Here is a 17,362-nt window from a genome sequence, read left to right as displayed (position 1 = left end):
AGGCTTAAACAAGTTAATAAGGACAATTAGCCTAGTGCCGCGATTCTATCGGTTATCTGTCTTTCCTCCTGGAATAGCTATTTTTACACTCCATGTTGAATTTTTAATATAAACAAGGTGATATAAATATTTTGCTTTGATGGTAAATCATTATTCGGTAAAAAGACTCATGCAACAGAGATAATTGCTATTAACGGTACGGTTGAGTAATATCAATATATTGCCGTAAAATAATGGTTTTCAAGGAATAATGATGAAAGGTGCTGGTGGAACATCTGGTGGAATGGGTCAGTTCTTTATTGGGTTAGTGATGATCTGTGGTGGCTTTTATATGTTGTTAAATGCTATCAAAGTAACCAGCTCATTTGGTTTTAGCAGCCATTTATATCAGCTGGGCGGCTTTGGATTTACCAGTGGCATGGTGATGATACCCTTTATGTTTGGCGTGGGAATTATGTTTTATAACGCTAAAAATATTCTCGGGTGGTTGCTGACATTTGGTTCGTTAGTGGCGTTGATTTTTGGGGTAATAAGCTCGATTCATTTTCGTTTTTCTTACATGAGCGCGTTTGATTTAATCGTTATTTTGGTGCTCAGCGTGGGTGGTTTAGGCTTGTTTTTACGCTCTTTGAAAGCGATTGAAAAGCGTTATCCTGAATCTTAATGGCATTTTTGGGCTGTTAACAGCCGCTGGTTTGAACATTAATAATAGGGCGTTCCGTGGTTGATGTTGCTTGCCTATAACGTAAATAACACGCCGCTTTGCCAGCGTCCTCAGTGATCACTCCATGCCAGTATATCCATGCTCCAGGAAACACACTTTCGCGTTTGTTCCAATCATTTTCAGGTAGATTCATTAATAATGGTATACCCGCAGCGGTACCATCTGGGTAACCATAGGCCAACTTAATATCGACACCATCAATATTCAGCGTAGTTATCGCAAGCCTCTCGACGCCAGCAATAGCGGCTTTTGAATAGGTTAATGTTGCAGCTGACTGCATGGCTGTTTCCATTCCATCCATAGTCGACACTATTGCGTCAGTGCGTAAATCAATAAATTTACTTTGCGCGACAACGGCCAATAAGGCCAAAATAATCATAACAACAACCAACTCTATTAATGTAAAGCCGTGTGATTGTCTTATATTATTTCTCATGCTATTTTTCATCTTATTTTTTAGTGATACTAGCATCATTTTTTCGGCGGTCGTAATCCTGCTGTGTCGGCCCTTATTGTTAAGGCATCTACAATGTGGTGTTTTGTTGGTATTATCAGAATATCTTAGTTATATATGCTGGTTAATACTGTGACGAATCCAACGACTATTTCAACTGAGTCCCCATCTTCTGCTAAACCTCCTTTACGGCATTCTGTTTTACCTTGGATTTTACAATTTCTGTCTCCTTATCGTATGAAGGTAGTGGCGGCGATTGTATTTCTGTTTATTGGATCGCTGGCATGGCTATCGCTTGGGCAAGGTGTTCGGTTAATGGTCGATGAAGGCTTTATTGCTGATAATGCTGGGCGCTTGAATGAAATTATGTTGTTTATAGTTGCTATTACCGCGATCAGTGGCACTGCGGTTTTCTGCCGGTTTTATATCATGACTTGGCTTGGCGAGCGGGTCAGTGCTGATATTCGGTTACAGGTATACAATCATTTATTATTGTTATCACCTGCTTTTTTTGCGACTCAGCGAACGGGGGAGGTGATTTCACGATTTACCGCAGACAGCACTTTATTACAAAGCGTTGTTGGGTCCAGTTTATCTATGGCGCTGCGTTCAAGTGTGACTGTGGTTGGTGGCATCGTTATGATGGCTTTTACCAGTGTTAAATTGACGGCATTAGTGTTGTTAGCGGTGCCTTTGGTATTAGGGCCAGTCAGTTTTTTTGGACGGAAAGTGAGAACCTTGTCGCGAAAAAGCCAAGATAGGGTCGGCGATCTTGGTGCGTATATCGATGAGACATTACATGAAATTCATACCGTGCAAGCGTATACCCACGAAGCTAAAGACCGCCAACTCTTTGCCGACCGAGTTGAGGCGGTAATGGATGTGGCTAAAGGCAGGATCAAATATCGCGCACTACTGATTTCAACTGTGATGTTTTTAAGCATTGTGGCGATAGCTTTTGTGACTTGGATTGGGGCACAAGATGTTATGTCTGGCAGTATCACCGGTGGTGAGCTGTCTGCGTTTATGTTTTATGCCGTTATGGTTGCAGGCTCGGTGGCGACCATCAGTGAAGTGTTTAGCGAGATCCAACGCGCCTCTGGCGCAGCAGAGCGGTTAGTTGAGTTAGTTAATACGCCTATTGATATACCTGAGCAAGTTACACCGAATCAATTAGTCGTGCCTGTTAATGGTTTGCTTAGTTTTGATAAGGTGAGCTTTGCTTATCCGTCTGATCTGGGACAAGACGTGATCCGCCAGTTGTCGATAACGATTGCTCCAGGTGAAAGAGTGGCGTTAGTAGGGCCTAGCGGAGCAGGGAAGAGCACCATATTTGAATTAATGATGCGTTTTTATCAGCCTAAACAAGGGCGAATTTTATTAGATGGTATTGATATTTCGACTCTGACATTGGCTGACTTACGCCAACAGTATGCGCTTGTGCCGCAAGAGTCGGTGATTTTTGCCATGAATGTCCTCGACAATGTGCGTTATGGTCGCTTAGATGCCAGTGATGAAGAGGTTAAGCAGGCCTGTATTGCCGCTAAAGCGGATGAGTTTATTAGCGAGTTTACTGAAGGCTATTGGACCTACTTAGGTGAACGTGGAGTCCGTTTGTCTGGCGGGCAAAAGCAACGTATTGCTATTGCAAGAGCTATTCTTGCTGACAGACCAATATTACTGCTTGATGAAGCGACGAGTGCGTTAGATGCCATAAGCGAAATCAAAGTAAAGCAGGCGCTTGATTCACTTATGGCCAAACGGACTACGGTGATTATTGCCCATCGTTTGGCGACCGTGATCAATGCAGACCGAATTTTTGTGATAGATAAAGGGCTATTCGTTGCCAGCGGCACCCACAACGAATTAATGGCGAGCAATGAGCTATATCGTGAATTTGCCAGTTTACAGTTATTGATGGATAACGAGTTGTCATAATCGTTATCGCTTTAAGGTATGAGCTTGTGTGTGGCGAATAAAAAAGATGCCTAGGCATCTTTTTTATTCAAATTGATTAACCGTGTTAAATGACGTTAATCACAGTTCGTTAATCACAGTTCGATAATCACAGTTCGTTAATCACAGTTCGATAATCACAGTTCGATAATCACAGTTCGATAATCACAGTTAGATAATCACAGTTAGATAATCACAGTTAGATAATCGCACTTGATAACGACAGCTTGATGAGTGCTTATTATCCTGAGTTGAGGTGAGTGACCTGACGTTTTACCAACATAACGCTCTACTTACTCGCTCTCTACTTACTTGCTCTCTATTTACGGAGCTCCCGACGCAAAATTTTGCCAACTGCACTTTTTGGTAATTGTTCTGTAAACTCAATAATTCGTGGCACTTTATATGCAGTCAGTTGGCTGCGACAATAATCTTTAATGATTTGTTTTGTCTCATCAATATTCGTCGATTGTTGTTTTAGAACAATCACGGCTTTTACTGCTTCACCAGAACGTTCATCTTCAACCCCCACCACGGCACATTCGAGCACTAACTCATGGGTTGATAGCACATCTTCGATTTCATTAGGATAAACGTTAAAGCCAGAGACAATAATCATATCCTTTTTCCGATCGACAATGGTGTGATAACCATCTTCACTCTCAACCCCAATATCGCCAGTCTTAAAAAAGCCGTCTTTGGTCATGACGTTAGCGGTTTCTTCTGGCTTATTCCAATACCCTAGCATCACTTGCGGGCCACGCACGGCAAGTTCGCCAGCTTGTCCGACAGCGACCTCATTATCATCTATATCCAGTACTCGAACTTCAGTCCCTAATACTGGTTTACCAATAGTGCCAAGGCGTTGATATCCAGGGGCATTAATGCTGACTACCGGAGATGTTTCAGACAAACCATAGCCTTCTGAAATCATACAACCTGTGGTTTGCTGCCATAAATTAGCCGCTGCACTGGTTAATGCCGTACCACCAGAAATGGTTATTTTCATTTTACTGAAATCTAAGGCTTTAAATTCTGGTTGATGGCATAGACCGACAAATAATGTGTTTAAGCCAGCAAACCCGGTAAATGGATAGGCTTTCATGGTATTGATTAGCCCAGCAATATCACGAGGGTTTGGAATTAATACTGAGCAACCACCGGACTCAAAATACAACACTAAATTAACCATAAAAGCATAGATATGATAAATCGGTAATGGTGCGACAAATACATCATGTCCTTCGGTCATGGTGCTGGCAATTCGTGACTTTACTTGGCCAGAATTGGCTAAAAGGTTGCCATGATTGAGCATGGCGCCTTTGGATAAACCCGTTGTTCCACCTGTGTATTGCAATGCAATTAAGTCATCGTGGGTTGGTTTTACGGGGTGGTATTGATGTTGGGCTCCTTCCGCTAACACGGCGATAAAGGTGACTTTATCGAATAACGTATCTGGCTGTTGTTGTGGCTGAATAAGATCCATTGCGTGGGTTGAAATAACCAACTCTACTGCTGTTTTGCTGATGACGTTGGGTAAGGTTGGCAGTAAATCAGATAACACCACTAAGGCTTTTGCACCTGAGTCGTTAAATTGATGAATAAGTTCGCGCTCGGTGTACATAGGGTTGGTATTGACTAACACCATTCCCGCACGAATCGCGCCATAAGCTGCGATAACAAACTGAGTAATATTAGGCAGCTGGATTGCGACTCTGTCGCCTGGTTGCAAAGAGGTGCAATGCTGTAAATAACTGGCAAAATGGCGAGAATTTCGTTCTATTTCAGCAAACGTAGTGTCTTTTCCAAGACAGGCATATGCCGTGTTATCTGCATACTTGTCGCAAGCTTTTTCGATTAAATCAACTATGGATGTGTATTGGTGTAAATCAAGTATTGAATCTGCATCATATGCCATACATACCACCTTAGATATTTTTGGTTATTATTTTTGATTATTATTTTTGATTATTAGTAACAAGTATAAATCAAACGTCCGTTTAGATTATTTTACTAAGCTACACGGGTCAATATTAATTGGCAAAGATTGACTGAAATTGAATCGGAATTAGATGATTCACTTTAGATGTTTTTATTTAAAACTCTCGTTATAAAAAACACGGTTTTAAACGTAAAATTATGGTTACAGTTGAGTTTTATGGAGATTGTGTTGTAAAAGTTTACTTATTGAAAATAATTTTTTGTGTGATCTATGTCACTAAAAATCAACTGCTTAGGTTATGTTTTTGTTAACACCTATTTAGCATATGCTTATTTATCCAAAAAAGTGTTAGCAATTGTAATTTAATTGTTATAAGAATGTATTGGAAATAGGGAGTGTTTCGATAGGGAGAGACATGTTTTTCACTCATTTTTGTGAAAAATATCGTCGACAAACAACAATAATAAGCAATTGAGAACATAATAATGATTCAATCAAAAAAATCTAAATTTGGTATCAGCTCTCTGAGCTTAGCCATTTCATTTGCACTTACCGGAACGGTTATTAGCTCTCAAGCTTTTGCTGAAGATGAAGACATCGCAAAAAAAGAAAATGTCGAAAAAATCGCAGTCGTAGGTTCTCGTGCGGCACCTCGTTCAATTGGTGATTCACCGGTTCCAATTGATATTATCAGCAGTGATGACCTGAAAAAAAATGGTTCGACTGACATGATCGATATGTTAGTGACATCAGTGCCTTCTTTTAACTCTCGAGCACAACCTATTAGTGATGCCGCGACGCTTGTTCGCCCGGTCAACTTACGTGGCCTCCCGTCTGACAGTACGCTTATTTTGGTCAACGGAAAACGCCGTCATCGTGCTTCCGTTATTGCTTTCCAAGGTGGTGGCATTAACGATGGTGCGCAAGGCCCTGATATTTCAGTGATCCCTGGTGTGGCATTAAAGCAAGTTGAAGTATTACGTGACGGTGCTGCGGCGCAGTATGGATCCGATGCGATTGCGGGTGTGATGAACTTCGTATTAAAGGATGCTTCTGAAGGTGGATCAATTACTGTTAGTCAGGGTGAATATTACGAAGGTGACGGCGCAGCAACCACCATTGACGGTAATATTGGTTTACCTTTGACGGATGATGGTTTTATTAACCTCAGTGCACAATATAAAACCGCTGATGCGACTAGCCGCAGTGTACAACGCCCAGATGCCGCAGCGATTGCCGCAGCGGGTAATACATCCATTCAAGACCCTGCGCAAACTTGGGGTAACCCAGAAATCAATGATGATTTTACCGTATTTGTAAATTCAGGCTTTGATATCAATGACAACACCCATTTATACGCTTTTGGTAATGTGTCCTCACGCAAAGCGACGGGTGGTTTTTACTATCGTAATCCACAAGATCGTAGTTTGGTTTATTCAACAATCAATCCAAATGATCCAGATGATCCAGATGATGATACGAGAGAGCTATTGGTTGGTGCGATAAATGGCGACCAATCGACTTGTGGTGTTATCTCTGCTGAAGTACCAAACGTGCTTAATACGCCAGAGTATCAAGCGATGGTTGCCGATCCGAACTGTTTCTCAATGAACCAAATCCGTCCAGGCGGGTATACACCTCAGTTCACCGGTAAAATTGAAGATATGTCTTTCTTCGCTGGTGTAAAAGGCGAGTCTGGCGAGTGGATGTATGATGTGAGCGCAGGTACGGGCAGTAACAAAGCCAGCTTTGGTTTAAAGAACTCATTAAACCCATCAATGGGTTTAGATACACCAACTGACTTTGATACTGGTTCATACGAGCAAGTCGAAACAACTGTTAACATAGACTTTAGTCGTTTCGTGACTATTGGTAGCTTAGAAGATATTAGCTTTGCTACTGGTTTTGAATGGCGTGAAGAGTCATTTGAGATTGGTCAAGGTGATGAAGCTTCATGGATTGCAGGTCCTTATGCTGATCAAGGCTTCAACATTGGCTCACACGGCTTTAAAGGTTTTGGTCCAGAATCAGCCGGTAAAAATGACCGAAGCAACATTGGTGTTTATACCGACATTGAAGCGTATTTAACCGAAGACTTATTATTAGGCTTTGCACTGCGTTATGAAAATTTCTCTACTTTTGGCGACACATTAAACTACAAGTTAACCGCGCAGTATGTTGCAACCGATGAATTATCATTTCGTGCTTCACACAGTACTGGTTTCCGTGCGCCAACTGTGGGTCAAGAAAACGTAGTGAACACTCAAACATCGATTGTTAACGGTGACTTGATCCAAACCTTTACTGCGCCGCCAACCAATCCTTTATCTGCTTTTTATGGGGGTGAAGTACTTAATCCAGAAGAGTCTGTTAGCTATGCAGCTGGTTTTGTGTATCAATACGATAACTTGTTCTTAACGGTTGATTACTACAACATTGAAGTAACCGGTCGCATTGCACAGTCAAGCCAAATTTCGGTTGAAGCCAGTGACTATGATGCATTAAGAGCTGCCGGTGTTGAATTCCCTGAGTTAATCTCGGCGGTAACTTTCTACACTAATGATTTTGATACAACGACTCAAGGTGTTGATATTGTAGGTACTTATATGACAGAAATGCTGTCAGGTGATGCCAAATTTAGTTTAGCCTATGGTTGGACAGATACCATTGTTGATAAATTTGATCCTGAAACAACGGATGCAGGTAAGGTTCGTCGTTTAGAAGATGGTATTCCTGCACACCGTGCCACCCTTACTTGGGGCCAAAGCTGGGATGATTTAAGCATGTCAGTTCGTGGTAATGTCTTTGGTGAGTACTATGCAACCCATGCTGATGATACCTCTGCTGCTGGGTCTGAAATGGCTGATGCTGCAGTGACTATCGACCTTGAAGTCAGTTATGCGGTACTTGATAACCTAACGGTATCAGTGGGTGCAAACAACATCTTCGATCAAGAAGCGCAGAAGCTAAAAGACGGCACTTTAGGTGCGTTAGGTGCGGTGTACTATGAAAGTGGTCCATTCGATTACAACGGTGGTTTCTACTATGGCCGTGTAAACTATCGCTTCTAATTAATTGAAGTGGCAATGAGCGTTATTGGCTCAATGACAAAAAGACTGCTGCGGCAGTCTTTTTTTATTTTCATACTGCCACTTAAGCACCGTTCGGGTTGGCTAACGATAAAGCATGGTAAAGGTCGTCAATAATAAGTGCTTTAGGCAGCTCAATACCATTTGGATAGGCTGGGCCATAGACTTTATTATATGGGGTACCAGCAACCGCTTGCAGGCCCATATACTGCTCAATAACAGTATCAGCTCGGGTCCAGTTACCTTGCATTAAGATAATGTGCCGTTGGTTTAATGTATTGACCACTTGCTCGCGATGAAGCACATTGGCTTTATTGGTTTGGCAGGGCACACACCAGTCTGCCGTAATATCAACCAACACGATATTTCCTTGTGCCACATAGTCAGCAATTTTTTGCGGTTCAAGTGGCTGCCAATTCAATGTTTGGTAGGCTTGATAGTCTTCACCTTTATTAATAAAGGCAATAACACCGGCAAAACAGATCCCCATGAAAATGAGCATAACGATCACTAAGGTCGGGATCGGTTTGCCCTTTATTTTTGCCCAAATCAGTATGACTACGGCGCTGAACATAACCAAAAGTAATATCATCATTAATGTCGCCATAGGTTTCCTGTGTAAATGCTTTATCATCTCGTGGAGTTTCAGTACATTAGCATTGTCGGCTTAACTGGTTGTTAAAATGTATTTTGTACAAAGACTCATGATTGTTCATTGTAAATAAGAGGTGTTATGACGTTAAGTACTTGGCTGGGACTCCTCGCTATTTGTTGTTTGGGAGCAATGTCCCCAGGACCTAGTTTAGCTATGGTAGTGAGGCATACGCTCAGTGGCGGAAGATTACATGGCGTTGTGTGTGCTTGGGCGCATTCGATAGGGATTGGTGTGTATGCGTTAGTCACTTTACTAGGACTGGCCGCAGTATTAAAGGCATCCCCATTAATTTTTAATACCATAGCCATCATCGGGGCGATTTACTTAGCGTGGATGGGGATTAAGGCTCTAGGGTCTAAAGGCGGTATGCAGCAAAAGTTGGCTGCGGGCAAACCTACAGGTCTGTGGATTGCAGCAAGAGATGGTATTGTTATTTCGTTATTTAACCCAAAGATATTACTGTTTTTCTTAGCCTTGTTCAGTCAGTTTGTGTTAGCGGCTCAGACCGTTACCGGTCAAGGTTTGATTGTGCTTACGCCGTTAATTATTGATGGCTTGTGGTATACCATTATTGCATTCGTGTTATCACATTCAGCTGTATTACCTAGGTTACGTGAAAAGACCAAGCTGATTGACAGGCTTTCTGGAATTGTATTGATCCTGCTTTCTATTAGGGTTATCTACACTCTGTTATAGCGCGTGCGTTTGAGGTGCTTAGACTAATAAATGATATTGGCGGCAATAAAATGCAATGGTTAGAGTGAAAAGTGAATTGAGACGATGACATGTGACGCTTATATTTGGCAACAGTTCGTGGTCAGTGATGAGCAAGGCGGTCATTAACAATAATCCCTAGCAGTAATCTGCTAGGGATTATTGTTACAACTAATCATCTGTGGTGCGTAGAATGAATGTTAGCCGCCTTTAAACTGTTGCACGCTATCATCGCCTTTTTGTTCTTGTTCAGGTGCAGCGACAGGAGGGTTAGCGATATGGTCTTCTAAGTTTTCTTTTAGCATGGCTTTAAATTCATCAGAAAACCAAGCTAATGCATGATCTTTTTCAGCGGCAAGATCAGCTGATTTAATTGAGGCTTCGAACGCATTAAAGCGTGCAGAAGCAAATCTCATTGCTGTACCGACTTTACCAATATCATTTTCTTGTTGGCTTAGTTGATTGGCTAGGGCAATAAATTGGTCAGCTACTTGATACATTGTTAATTCTGTTTTGGCTTCAGACATTAGATCCACTTTGTTGGTAAGTTAATTTTCTACTGAGTGTAACGTCTTTAATTGAAAATATCAGGTAAAAAATTATCGATTGGGATCTGAATCTACCAACACTTGGCCGTTACGTGAATCATAATATATCGATATAAGCGGTAGTAAGTTGAAGTAATAACGGCATTGGTCTGGGTTGATATATTGAGCTTGGTAATCAGATGTATCTTTATTAGCACTGCTCGATACGCTGGGACCATCCTGCAACAGAGTAGGCCAGACGGAAAGGCAGTCATTAACATTATTCAATCTTGGCGAAGCTTCGTAAGGTGGATAATTTTGTGCAGGGTAACCCCATTGGTTCATATCAAGTTCGCCATCGGTTCCAGCTTGACTGAAAATAGCTAGATTATCTGCTGGGCCTGAATACCCCATGGCGGCCCATTTTATATGGGCCAAGGTTATTGCCGAAGAAAATGCCCCGCCAGTGGTTTTTACACTGGCTATTCTAGCGTCTTGGCCTAAATCGACGAACCTAGGCAAAGCGATAATTGCGATGATCCCAAGTATGATAATAACCACGACAAGTTCAATAAGGGTAAAACCGTTATTAGCAGTGCTTTTGTTATTATGTAATGGCATCATATTATTCATAAGGGTGATTAAGCTGTTAATAGTAAACCAAAGACTAAGTGGTTCACAAATTTGTCGTTTTCTTTTAAGGAATACATTGAATGACTTCTCATTGGCAAGAGCTGTTTGAGCAACAACAATCTCAGGCATATTATCAACATTTGCAAAGCTTTATAGCCTCACAAAGGGTCAATAATAAAACCGTTTATCCACCTGATGATGAAGTATTCGCGGCTTTTGATTTAACACCGCTGTCAAAGGTTAAAGTGGTGATATTGGGGCAAGACCCTTACCATGGGCCCAATCAAGCTCATGGGTTGTCTTTTTCGGTTAAAAAAGGCATAAAACCGCCGCCATCATTAGCGAATATCTATAAAGAATTACGTAATGATATTGAAGGCTTTGTAATACCCGAACACGGCGATTTGACCCCATGGGCTAAGCAAGGAGTATTATTATTAAATACCGTGCTGACGGTAGAGCAGGGGGTAGCTCATTCACATGCTAAATCAGGCTGGGAGGTGTTTACTGATAATGTATTGAGTCGATTGAATCAGCAATCATCGCCCATTATATTTGTGTGTTGGGGAAATCATGCGATTAAAAAAGGTCGATTGATTACCGCACCTCATCATGTGCTGCAGGGGCCACATCCATCGCCATTATCTGCTTACCGTGGTTTTTTTGGCTGCGGTCATTTTTCAAGCGTAAATAAAATATTATTTGAACAGGGTAAAAAACCCATTAATTGGCAAGTTTGATAACAAAAAAGAAGGCGTGAATATGATATTCACACCTTTTTTTCAATACATCGTTATCAGAAAATCAATGTCATCGCGAACCATTCAGTTTTTAGCTACTGCTAATTATTGCGATTAACCGACAAGTGAGCTAATGAAATTAATGCTTGTTTGTAGTCATTTTCTGGGAAAATACTCAGTGCATCAATGGCTTTTTGTGCTTCGACTTGAGCTTTTTCTTGAGTATAAGTCAAGGCTCCAGACTCATCTAATGCGACTAAAATGTCATCAATTACTTTGGTTCCATCGCTATGCTTAATAGCGTCTCTAATCAATTTTCTTGCTTGATCAGAGCCGTTTTCCATTGCGTAAATTAACGGTAATGTTGGTTTCCCTTCAGCAAGGTCATCGCCAATGTTTTTGCCTAGCTCGTCGGCGTTAGCCGTATAATCGAGTAAATCATCGGTTAATTGAAAAGCCGTGCCGAGGTATTTACCGTAGTCAGCCAATGCTTGCTCTTGTTCTGGACTAACCTTAGCTAATACGCCGGCTAATTGAGTTGCCGCTTCAAATAACTTTGCCGTTTTACAGTAGATAACACGCATGTAGTTTGCTTCGGTGGTATCTGGGTCATTACAGTTCATCAACTGTAAAACTTCACCTTCTGCGAGCACGTTAGTCGTATGGGCAAGGACTTTAAGCACTTTCATGTTGTCTATCTCGGTCATCATTTGAAATGAGCGAGTGTATAAAAAGTCACCTACGAGCACGCTCGCGCTATTACCAAATAAAGCATTGGCCGTTTCACGGCCCCGACGCAGCGTCGATTCATCAACAACATCGTCATGTAATAAAGACGCTGTATGAATAAATTCAATAATTGCCGCAAGCTTAAGGTGATGTTCGCCTTGGTAGTCAACAGTTCGGGCGGCTAATACTGATAATAACGGGCGTAAACGTTTACCACCGCCATTGATAATGTAAAAGCCTAATTGATTGATTAGGGCTACATCAGATTCAAGTTGTTTGTATATCAGCTGATTGACTGCTTGCATATCAGTGTCAGCCAGTTGACGAATGGCGTTTAAATCCATAATAGTCTCTGGTTGTTGGGCGACAGGCTTTGCACCCTTAATTAATCATATCGAATTAGAGCGCATATCTTACAGGATATCAGTGCTATTTTTCAAAGTATGTATTTCCACAATTGAGCCGACAGAATCCTGATTTTGCGATAGTTTGCTGGATTACTCTCAATTCACCTATAAAACGTAGATCTAAATGAACACAACCATGTTAACTAAATTTTAAAGATGACACATTAGCTATTAATGAATAGTGTGCAGTAATAAGGTCTTTTTTATTTGAGAGTGAATTATGACTTGCCTGATGATAATTCTTCGCGTAGAATCCGCGCCCATTGTCATTAAAAGTTTTTTAGCACCTAGTCTCGTCAATAATATGAGTTAGTGTGTTAGTCATTTGGAGTAAAATAGCCATGTACGCTGTTTTTCAAAGTGGCGGTAAGCAACATCGTGTTGCTGAAGGTCATACAGTTCGTTTAGAAAAATTAGAAGTTGCTACTGGTGAAACCGTAGAATTCGATCAAGTTTTATTGATCGCTGATGGTGAAACAGTGCATGTTGGTGCTCCTTTAGTTGCTGGCGGTAAAGTCGTAGCTGAAGTAGTTGGCCACGGTCGCGGCGAAAAGGTAACTATTATCAAGTTCCGTCGTCGTAAGCATCACGACAAGAAAATGGGCCACCGTCAGTGGTTCACTGAAGTTAAAATCACTGCGATTAGCGCATAATTTAGGAGTCTAACTCATGGCACATAAAAAAGCTGGCGGTTCTACTCGTAACGGCCGCGATTCAGAAAGTAAGCGTCTTGGTGTTAAGCGCTTTGGTGGTGAATCAGTTCTAGCTGGTAACATTATCGTTCGTCAACGTGGTACTAAATTCCACGCTGGTGTAAATGTAGGTATTGGTCGTGACCATACTTTGTTTGCATTAACAGACGGTAAAGTAAAGTTTGAAGTTAAAGGCGCTAATAACCGTAAGTTTATTAGCATCGAAGCTTAACTCTTTACAAGCTAGATCTCGAAAGCCCTGCCTATGGTGGGGCTTTTGTGTTTTTTATATCACTAAACTATTATAGATAGTTTGATGGTTTTGTTATATGCAGTAGGCGATATCGTGATGAATACTATCTTCAGCGCTTTCCTGCAAACCCCATTGATTTGGGGCTATAATTACAGATTATGTGGCGTCAGGAGTCAGTATGAAGTTTGTTGATGAATCGAATATTCGCGTAGAAGCCGGTGACGGTGGAAGCGGTTGCGTGAGTTTTAGACGCGAAAAGTATGTTCCCGATGGTGGCCCTGACGGTGGTGATGGTGGTGATGGCGGCAGTGTATATCTGCAAGCTAACGAAAACCTCAATACACTGATTGATTACCGCTTTACTCGTTTTCATATGGCTGAACGTGGCACAAATGGCCGTGGTCGTGATTGTACTGGCCATGGTGGTAAAGATTTAGTTCTTCAAGTACCTGTCGGTACTCGTGCTATTGATCAAGACACTGGTGAGTCTCTGGGCGATTTAACTGCTAATGGGCAAAAGTTACTTGTGGCTAAGGGTGGTTTTCATGGTTTAGGTAATACTCGTTTTAAGACCAGTACTAACCGTGCCCCGCGTCAAAAGAGCTTAGGTACCCCAGGTGAAGTCCGTTCATTGAAGCTCGAGCTTTTATTGCTTGCTGATGTGGGTTTGTTAGGCATGCCAAATGCCGGTAAATCAACCTTTATCCGCTCGGTATCACGTGCGACGCCTAAAGTCGCTGACTACCCGTTTACCACTTTGGTACCCAACCTTGGAGTGGTTAATCCGCGTCCAGGTCAAAGCTTTGTTATTGCCGATATCCCAGGTCTAATTGAAGGCGCTGCTGAAGGTGCTGGCTTAGGTATTCGTTTCTTAAAGCATCTTGAACGTTGCCGTATGTTGTTACATATAATCGATATCGAACCCATTGATGGTACCGATCCAGTGTATTCTGCTCGTGCCATTGTAGGTGAGCTTGAAAAATATTCTCCAAAGCTAGCAGCAAAACCGCGTTGGTTAGTGTTTAACAAAATAGATTTGATACCTGAAGATGAACTTCAGCAAAAGATTGATCAAATCGTTAATGAATTAGATTGGCAGGGTGATGTGTACACCATGTCAGCGTTCAACAGAACTGGCACTGAAGAGTTAAGCATTAAAGTGCTTGATTATATTAGAAGTTTACCGGCCATTGTTGAAGAAATAATCCCTGATGCAGACGTCGAATTCAAATGGGATAATTATCATAGTGGTGAAGAAGAAATTACCAATGAAGATTATGATGATGACTTTGATGATGATTTTGATGATGATGATTATGATGTAGAAGTCATCTACCAACGCTAAATTGCTCATTTGAGGATTTCGTGTACGAAGATAGCCAAAATGAAATTACCCGTCTTGTAGTGCGCTGTGCGCAACTACTGTTGGCCTATGGTGCTGAGTCTGATCTTGTTGAAGAGATTAGCCAGCGCCTTGGTAAAGCGCTAGGTCTTGCTAGCATTGAGTTATCGATTTCATCTAATGCATTAGTATTAACTAGCTTAGTACAAGGACGATGCGTTACCACGACCCGTCGTATTCGTGCTCATGGCATTAATATGATGGTGATTTGTGAACTTCAACGCATTTGTATACTGACAGAAAAAGGTATTTATGGTGCTAATGAAGTTCGTAGACGCCTCGCTCATATTACTCCTAAATCGTACCCCGCTATTGCTGTAATTCCTATGATTGGTTTGTCATGTGCAAGCTTCTGTCATTTATTTGATGGTGATCTGATGGCGTGCCTAATCACATTTTTTGCCTCATCGACTGGAATGATGGTGCGGTTATTTCTTGCCTCGCGGCATTTCAATTTATTAGTTAACTTCTCGCTGACCGCGTTTGTGATCACTGGCATTGCCCAAATTGGCTACATTTCCTCTATTACCGAAACGCCTCAAGCGGCAATGGCGGCAAGCGTGTTAATGCTTGTCCCAGGATTTCCACTGATTAATGCCATTTCTGATATGGTTAAAGGCCACATGAATGTGGGTATTTCTCGTTGGGGCCATGCGACCTTGTTAACCTTAGCATCGGTTATTGGTATTACCATTGCAATGCAACTAGGGGGCATTTTTTAATGTTAACCTTAGCATCGGTTGTTACCATTGCAATGCAACTGGGGGGCATTTTTTAATGTTATCCCTGCTGAGTTTACTGTTACATGATGCTTTTTTTTCGGCGATACCCGCAGTCGGTTTTGCGATGGTGTTTAATGTCCCTAAGCGCTATTTAATCTACTGCGCCATAGCGGGTGCCATAGGTCATAGTTCAAGAACTTTTTTATTAAATTTTTCAATGCCAATTGAATGGGCGACCTTTGTTGCAGCTGCGATTGTTGGCTTGATCACCATTCAGTTCGCTAAACGTCACCTTGCGCCACCATTGATGTACGCCGTGGCGGCTATTATTCCTATGGTGCCAGGTACCTACGCATTCAATACTGTCATCGCATTAATTCAATTAACGGCACAAAGCCAAGTCAGTCCAGAGCTCAGTGCTCAGGTCATCGTAAACGGGTTAAAAACGGTGTTTATTCTAGGTGCGCTTGCTGTTGGATTAGCGTTACCTAGCTTACTTTACTATCGCAACAGACCGATTATTTAACGACAAGGATTTTGATATAATGCGTATCGCGATGATAGCTGCTATGGCTAACAATCGAGTCATTGGTAAAGACAATAAAATGCCCTGGCATTTACCCGAAGATTTACGCCACTTTAAGGCCATGACGCTATCTAAACCCGTGGTGATGGGCCGCAAAACATTTGAGTCAATCGGGCGGCCATTGCCTGGACGGCATAATATTGTGATTAGCCGTGATAGTCAGCTGAGTTTTGAGGGTGTGTCCTGCGTGACAAGCTTTGATGAGGCTATTACCCTTGCTGGTGATTGTGATGAAATCGTGGTGATTGGCGGTGGTCAGCTTTACCAACAAATATTGCCAAAAGCCGACGTTCTTTATCTTACTTTTATTGATGTCGATGTAGATGGTGACACCGTCTTTCCTGATTGGGATGATGGTTCTTGGGTTTTACAGAACTCAGAAAATGCAACAAACGACAAAGGATTGCAATATAGTTTTAACACTTTACACAAAAAGTGTTAAATTAGCAGTGTTTAACCCTGAAATTGGATGAACTGGCTATTTACACAATAAGCTAAGTTCATTGCTAAATAACTATAATTAGAAAGGAGTGTCAGATGCGTCTATTGCCTGTGGCTATTGCAGCCCTGATTGCAGCATCTTCTGTGTCAGCCCCTGTTATCGCCGATACAGATCAATTAGTTGCAAATATTTGTAATTATGTACAATCAGATGATAAACACCGTTTACGTAAAAAAATGAAACAAAATCGTGTTAAATTACGGAACGTTTATTCAGGTATTTATTGTGATGGCAGCAGTTTATTGCGTACTGCCTACAAGTCAAATGCTGACGATGTCGGGGAGTATATCGCTAAACGTTTACCCTCTTCTGACCTTGCCAATCCTGAAGCCGATGGTAAAACAATTTTAGATTGGGCTGCTGAAAATGGCCATAGTGAAAGTGCCATTAGTGCTGTGATCAAGGAACGTATAGGCGGTTAAGCCGCCCCGCTGATGGATTCTGATGATGTATCATCAGTCATCGAATGAGTACGATAATATAAACAAAATGCCGACATTATTTGTCGGCATTTTTTATTCTACGGCAAGCATTTATCAGCACAATATACGTACATCGTAATAGGTATTAGATTATATTATGTATTTAGATCGCATTATCTGTTTAGAGCATATTATCTGTTTAGATCATATTAT

At 41.6% G+C, this 17,362-nt stretch carries 18 protein-coding genes; 12 read left to right on the top strand and 6 right to left on the bottom strand.

Annotated elements, in window-relative coordinates; translation table 11 throughout:
• Window positions 1-253: 253 nt before the first annotated feature.
• Entirely contained in the window at window positions 254-664 is a 411-nt protein-coding gene (locus AAEY93_RS10555) for a hypothetical protein (RefSeq protein WP_124012674.1), read from the top strand.
• 16 nt (window positions 665-680) lie between these two features.
• Here the strand turns inward: AAEY93_RS10555 and AAEY93_RS10550 are convergent, their stop codons facing one another.
• Window positions 681-1,160, bottom strand: coding sequence for a PulJ/GspJ family protein (locus tag AAEY93_RS10550; protein ID WP_164839443.1), 480 nt, complete (start codon window positions 1,158-1,160; stop codon window positions 681-683).
• A 135-nt stretch (window positions 1,161-1,295) separates the two neighbouring features.
• Between AAEY93_RS10550 and AAEY93_RS10545 the strand changes: the two genes are divergently transcribed.
• Complete coding sequence (locus AAEY93_RS10545; RefSeq protein ID WP_164839444.1) at window positions 1,296-3,116, top strand: ABC transporter transmembrane domain-containing protein; 1,821 nt, start codon at window positions 1,296-1,298, stop codon at window positions 3,114-3,116.
• A 337-nt stretch (window positions 3,117-3,453) separates the two neighbouring features.
• Here AAEY93_RS10545 and AAEY93_RS10540 read toward each other — a convergent pair whose 3' ends face one another.
• Window positions 3,454-5,052: an AMP-binding protein gene (locus tag AAEY93_RS10540; protein WP_124012340.1), complete on the bottom strand. Its 1,599-nt coding sequence runs from the start codon at window positions 5,050-5,052 to the stop codon at window positions 3,454-3,456.
• Window positions 5,053-5,561: 509 nt separating this feature from the next.
• On the opposite strand from AAEY93_RS10540, the gene AAEY93_RS10535 reads away from it, so the two are divergent.
• On the top strand, window positions 5,562-8,147 hold the full coding sequence (locus tag AAEY93_RS10535; RefSeq protein ID WP_351076759.1) for a TonB-dependent receptor plug domain-containing protein: 2,586 nt from the start codon (window positions 5,562-5,564) through the stop codon (window positions 8,145-8,147).
• Window positions 8,148-8,229: 82 nt separating this feature from the next.
• Here the strand turns inward: AAEY93_RS10535 and AAEY93_RS10530 are convergent, their stop codons facing one another.
• Complete coding sequence (locus AAEY93_RS10530) at window positions 8,230-8,760, bottom strand: thioredoxin family protein (protein WP_372491488.1); 531 nt, start codon at window positions 8,758-8,760, stop codon at window positions 8,230-8,232.
• 138 nt (window positions 8,761-8,898) lie between these two features.
• On the opposite strand from AAEY93_RS10530, the gene AAEY93_RS10525 reads away from it, so the two are divergent.
• On the top strand, window positions 8,899-9,516 hold the full coding sequence (locus AAEY93_RS10525) for a LysE family translocator (protein WP_351076756.1): 618 nt from the start codon (window positions 8,899-8,901) through the stop codon (window positions 9,514-9,516).
• Between the two features lie 218 nt (window positions 9,517-9,734).
• Here AAEY93_RS10525 and AAEY93_RS10520 read toward each other — a convergent pair whose 3' ends face one another.
• Together AAEY93_RS10520 and AAEY93_RS10515 are read right to left on the bottom strand one after the other, a co-directional pair.
• Window positions 9,735-10,061, bottom strand: a complete 327-nt coding sequence (locus AAEY93_RS10520) for a DUF3144 domain-containing protein (RefSeq protein ID WP_101034392.1) — start codon at window positions 10,059-10,061, stop codon at window positions 9,735-9,737.
• A gap of 72 nt (window positions 10,062-10,133) precedes the next feature.
• The gene (locus AAEY93_RS10515; protein WP_372491490.1) at window positions 10,134-10,685 is read right to left on the bottom strand and encodes a prepilin-type N-terminal cleavage/methylation domain-containing protein; all 552 of its coding nucleotides are present in this window, start codon (window positions 10,683-10,685) and stop codon (window positions 10,134-10,136) included.
• Between the two features lie 89 nt (window positions 10,686-10,774).
• Between AAEY93_RS10515 and ung the strand changes: the two genes are divergently transcribed.
• Complete coding sequence (gene ung / locus AAEY93_RS10510; RefSeq protein ID WP_124012335.1) at window positions 10,775-11,434, top strand: uracil-DNA glycosylase; 660 nt, start codon at window positions 10,775-10,777, stop codon at window positions 11,432-11,434.
• 101 nt (window positions 11,435-11,535) lie between these two features.
• Here the strand turns inward: ung and ispB are convergent, their stop codons facing one another.
• Window positions 11,536-12,507: an octaprenyl diphosphate synthase gene (gene ispB, locus AAEY93_RS10505; RefSeq protein WP_351076750.1), complete on the bottom strand. Its 972-nt coding sequence runs from the start codon at window positions 12,505-12,507 to the stop codon at window positions 11,536-11,538.
• 404 nt (window positions 12,508-12,911) lie between these two features.
• Here ispB and rplU point away from each other — a divergent pair, with 404 nt between their 5' ends.
• The 7 genes from rplU to AAEY93_RS10470 all read left to right on the top strand — a co-directional run bounded on the left by rplU (window position 12,912) and on the right by AAEY93_RS10470 (window position 17,149).
• Window positions 12,912-13,223 carry a 50S ribosomal protein L21 gene (gene rplU, locus AAEY93_RS10500; RefSeq protein ID WP_011638532.1) on the top strand — a complete coding sequence of 104 codons (312 nt, stop codon included), beginning with the start codon at window positions 12,912-12,914 and terminating at the stop codon, window positions 13,221-13,223.
• 16 nt (window positions 13,224-13,239) lie between these two features.
• Window positions 13,240-13,494, top strand: coding sequence for a 50S ribosomal protein L27 (rpmA, locus tag AAEY93_RS10495; protein WP_006080527.1), 255 nt, complete (start codon window positions 13,240-13,242; stop codon window positions 13,492-13,494).
• A 199-nt stretch (window positions 13,495-13,693) separates the two neighbouring features.
• The gene (gene cgtA, locus AAEY93_RS10490; protein ID WP_351076743.1) at window positions 13,694-14,860 is read left to right on the top strand and encodes an Obg family GTPase CgtA; all 1,167 of its coding nucleotides are present in this window, start codon (window positions 13,694-13,696) and stop codon (window positions 14,858-14,860) included.
• 20 nt (window positions 14,861-14,880) lie between these two features.
• Entirely contained in the window at window positions 14,881-15,639 is a 759-nt protein-coding gene (locus AAEY93_RS10485) for a threonine/serine exporter family protein (RefSeq protein WP_101034396.1), read from the top strand.
• A gap of 55 nt (window positions 15,640-15,694) precedes the next feature.
• Window positions 15,695-16,165: a threonine/serine exporter family protein gene (locus tag AAEY93_RS10480; protein WP_101034397.1), complete on the top strand. Its 471-nt coding sequence runs from the start codon at window positions 15,695-15,697 to the stop codon at window positions 16,163-16,165.
• Window positions 16,166-16,184: 19 nt separating this feature from the next.
• Entirely contained in the window at window positions 16,185-16,667 is a 483-nt protein-coding gene (gene folA, locus AAEY93_RS10475; protein ID WP_351076738.1) for a type 3 dihydrofolate reductase, read from the top strand.
• 95 nt (window positions 16,668-16,762) lie between these two features.
• A complete protein-coding gene (locus tag AAEY93_RS10470; RefSeq protein WP_351076735.1) occupies window positions 16,763-17,149 on the top strand; it encodes a DUF3718 domain-containing protein in 387 nt (128 codons plus the stop codon).
• The last annotated feature ends 213 nt before the right edge of the window (window positions 17,150-17,362 follow it).

Origin of the sequence: Shewanella sp. CAL98-MNA-CIBAN-0140 (assembly GCF_040309905.1) — a bacterium.
Lineage (GTDB): Bacteria > Pseudomonadota > Gammaproteobacteria > Enterobacterales > Shewanellaceae > Shewanella > Shewanella psychromarinicola.
The sequence above is the reverse complement of the archived record's forward strand: the minus strand, read 5'-3'. Positions and strand labels throughout refer to the sequence as shown.

What these genes read in the sequence shown, in the direction of transcription:
- AAEY93_RS10535 (WP_351076759.1), top strand. Translation starts at nt 5,562, where the DNA reads ATGATTCAATCAAAAAAATCTAAATTTGGTATCAGCTCTCTGAGCTTA.
- rpmA (WP_006080527.1), top strand. Translation starts at nt 13,240, where the DNA reads ATGGCACATAAAAAAGCTGGCGGTTCTACTCGTAACGGCCGCGATTCA.
- AAEY93_RS10540 (WP_124012340.1), bottom strand. Translation starts at nt 5,052, where the DNA reads ATGGCATATGATGCAGATTCAATACTTGATTTACACCAATACACATCC.
- ispB (WP_351076750.1), bottom strand. Translation starts at nt 12,507, where the DNA reads ATGGATTTAAACGCCATTCGTCAACTGGCTGACACTGATATGCAAGCA.
- AAEY93_RS10480 (WP_101034397.1), top strand. Translation starts at nt 15,695, where the DNA reads ATGTTATCCCTGCTGAGTTTACTGTTACATGATGCTTTTTTTTCGGCG.
- AAEY93_RS10525 (WP_351076756.1), top strand. Translation starts at nt 8,899, where the DNA reads ATGACGTTAAGTACTTGGCTGGGACTCCTCGCTATTTGTTGTTTGGGA.
- AAEY93_RS10515 (WP_372491490.1), bottom strand. Translation starts at nt 10,685, where the DNA reads ATGATGCCATTACATAATAACAAAAGCACTGCTAATAACGGTTTTACC.
- AAEY93_RS10555 (WP_124012674.1), top strand. Translation starts at nt 254, where the DNA reads ATGAAAGGTGCTGGTGGAACATCTGGTGGAATGGGTCAGTTCTTTATT.
- rplU (WP_011638532.1), top strand. Translation starts at nt 12,912, where the DNA reads ATGTACGCTGTTTTTCAAAGTGGCGGTAAGCAACATCGTGTTGCTGAA.
- AAEY93_RS10545 (WP_164839444.1), top strand. Translation starts at nt 1,296, where the DNA reads ATGCTGGTTAATACTGTGACGAATCCAACGACTATTTCAACTGAGTCC.
- ung (WP_124012335.1), top strand. Translation starts at nt 10,775, where the DNA reads ATGACTTCTCATTGGCAAGAGCTGTTTGAGCAACAACAATCTCAGGCA.
- folA (WP_351076738.1), top strand. Translation starts at nt 16,185, where the DNA reads ATGCGTATCGCGATGATAGCTGCTATGGCTAACAATCGAGTCATTGGT.
- AAEY93_RS10550 (WP_164839443.1), bottom strand. Translation starts at nt 1,160, where the DNA reads ATGAGAAATAATATAAGACAATCACACGGCTTTACATTAATAGAGTTG.
- cgtA (WP_351076743.1), top strand. Translation starts at nt 13,694, where the DNA reads ATGAAGTTTGTTGATGAATCGAATATTCGCGTAGAAGCCGGTGACGGT.
- AAEY93_RS10470 (WP_351076735.1), top strand. Translation starts at nt 16,763, where the DNA reads ATGCGTCTATTGCCTGTGGCTATTGCAGCCCTGATTGCAGCATCTTCT.
- AAEY93_RS10520 (WP_101034392.1), bottom strand. Translation starts at nt 10,061, where the DNA reads ATGTCTGAAGCCAAAACAGAATTAACAATGTATCAAGTAGCTGACCAA.
- AAEY93_RS10530 (WP_372491488.1), bottom strand. Translation starts at nt 8,760, where the DNA reads ATGATGATATTACTTTTGGTTATGTTCAGCGCCGTAGTCATACTGATT.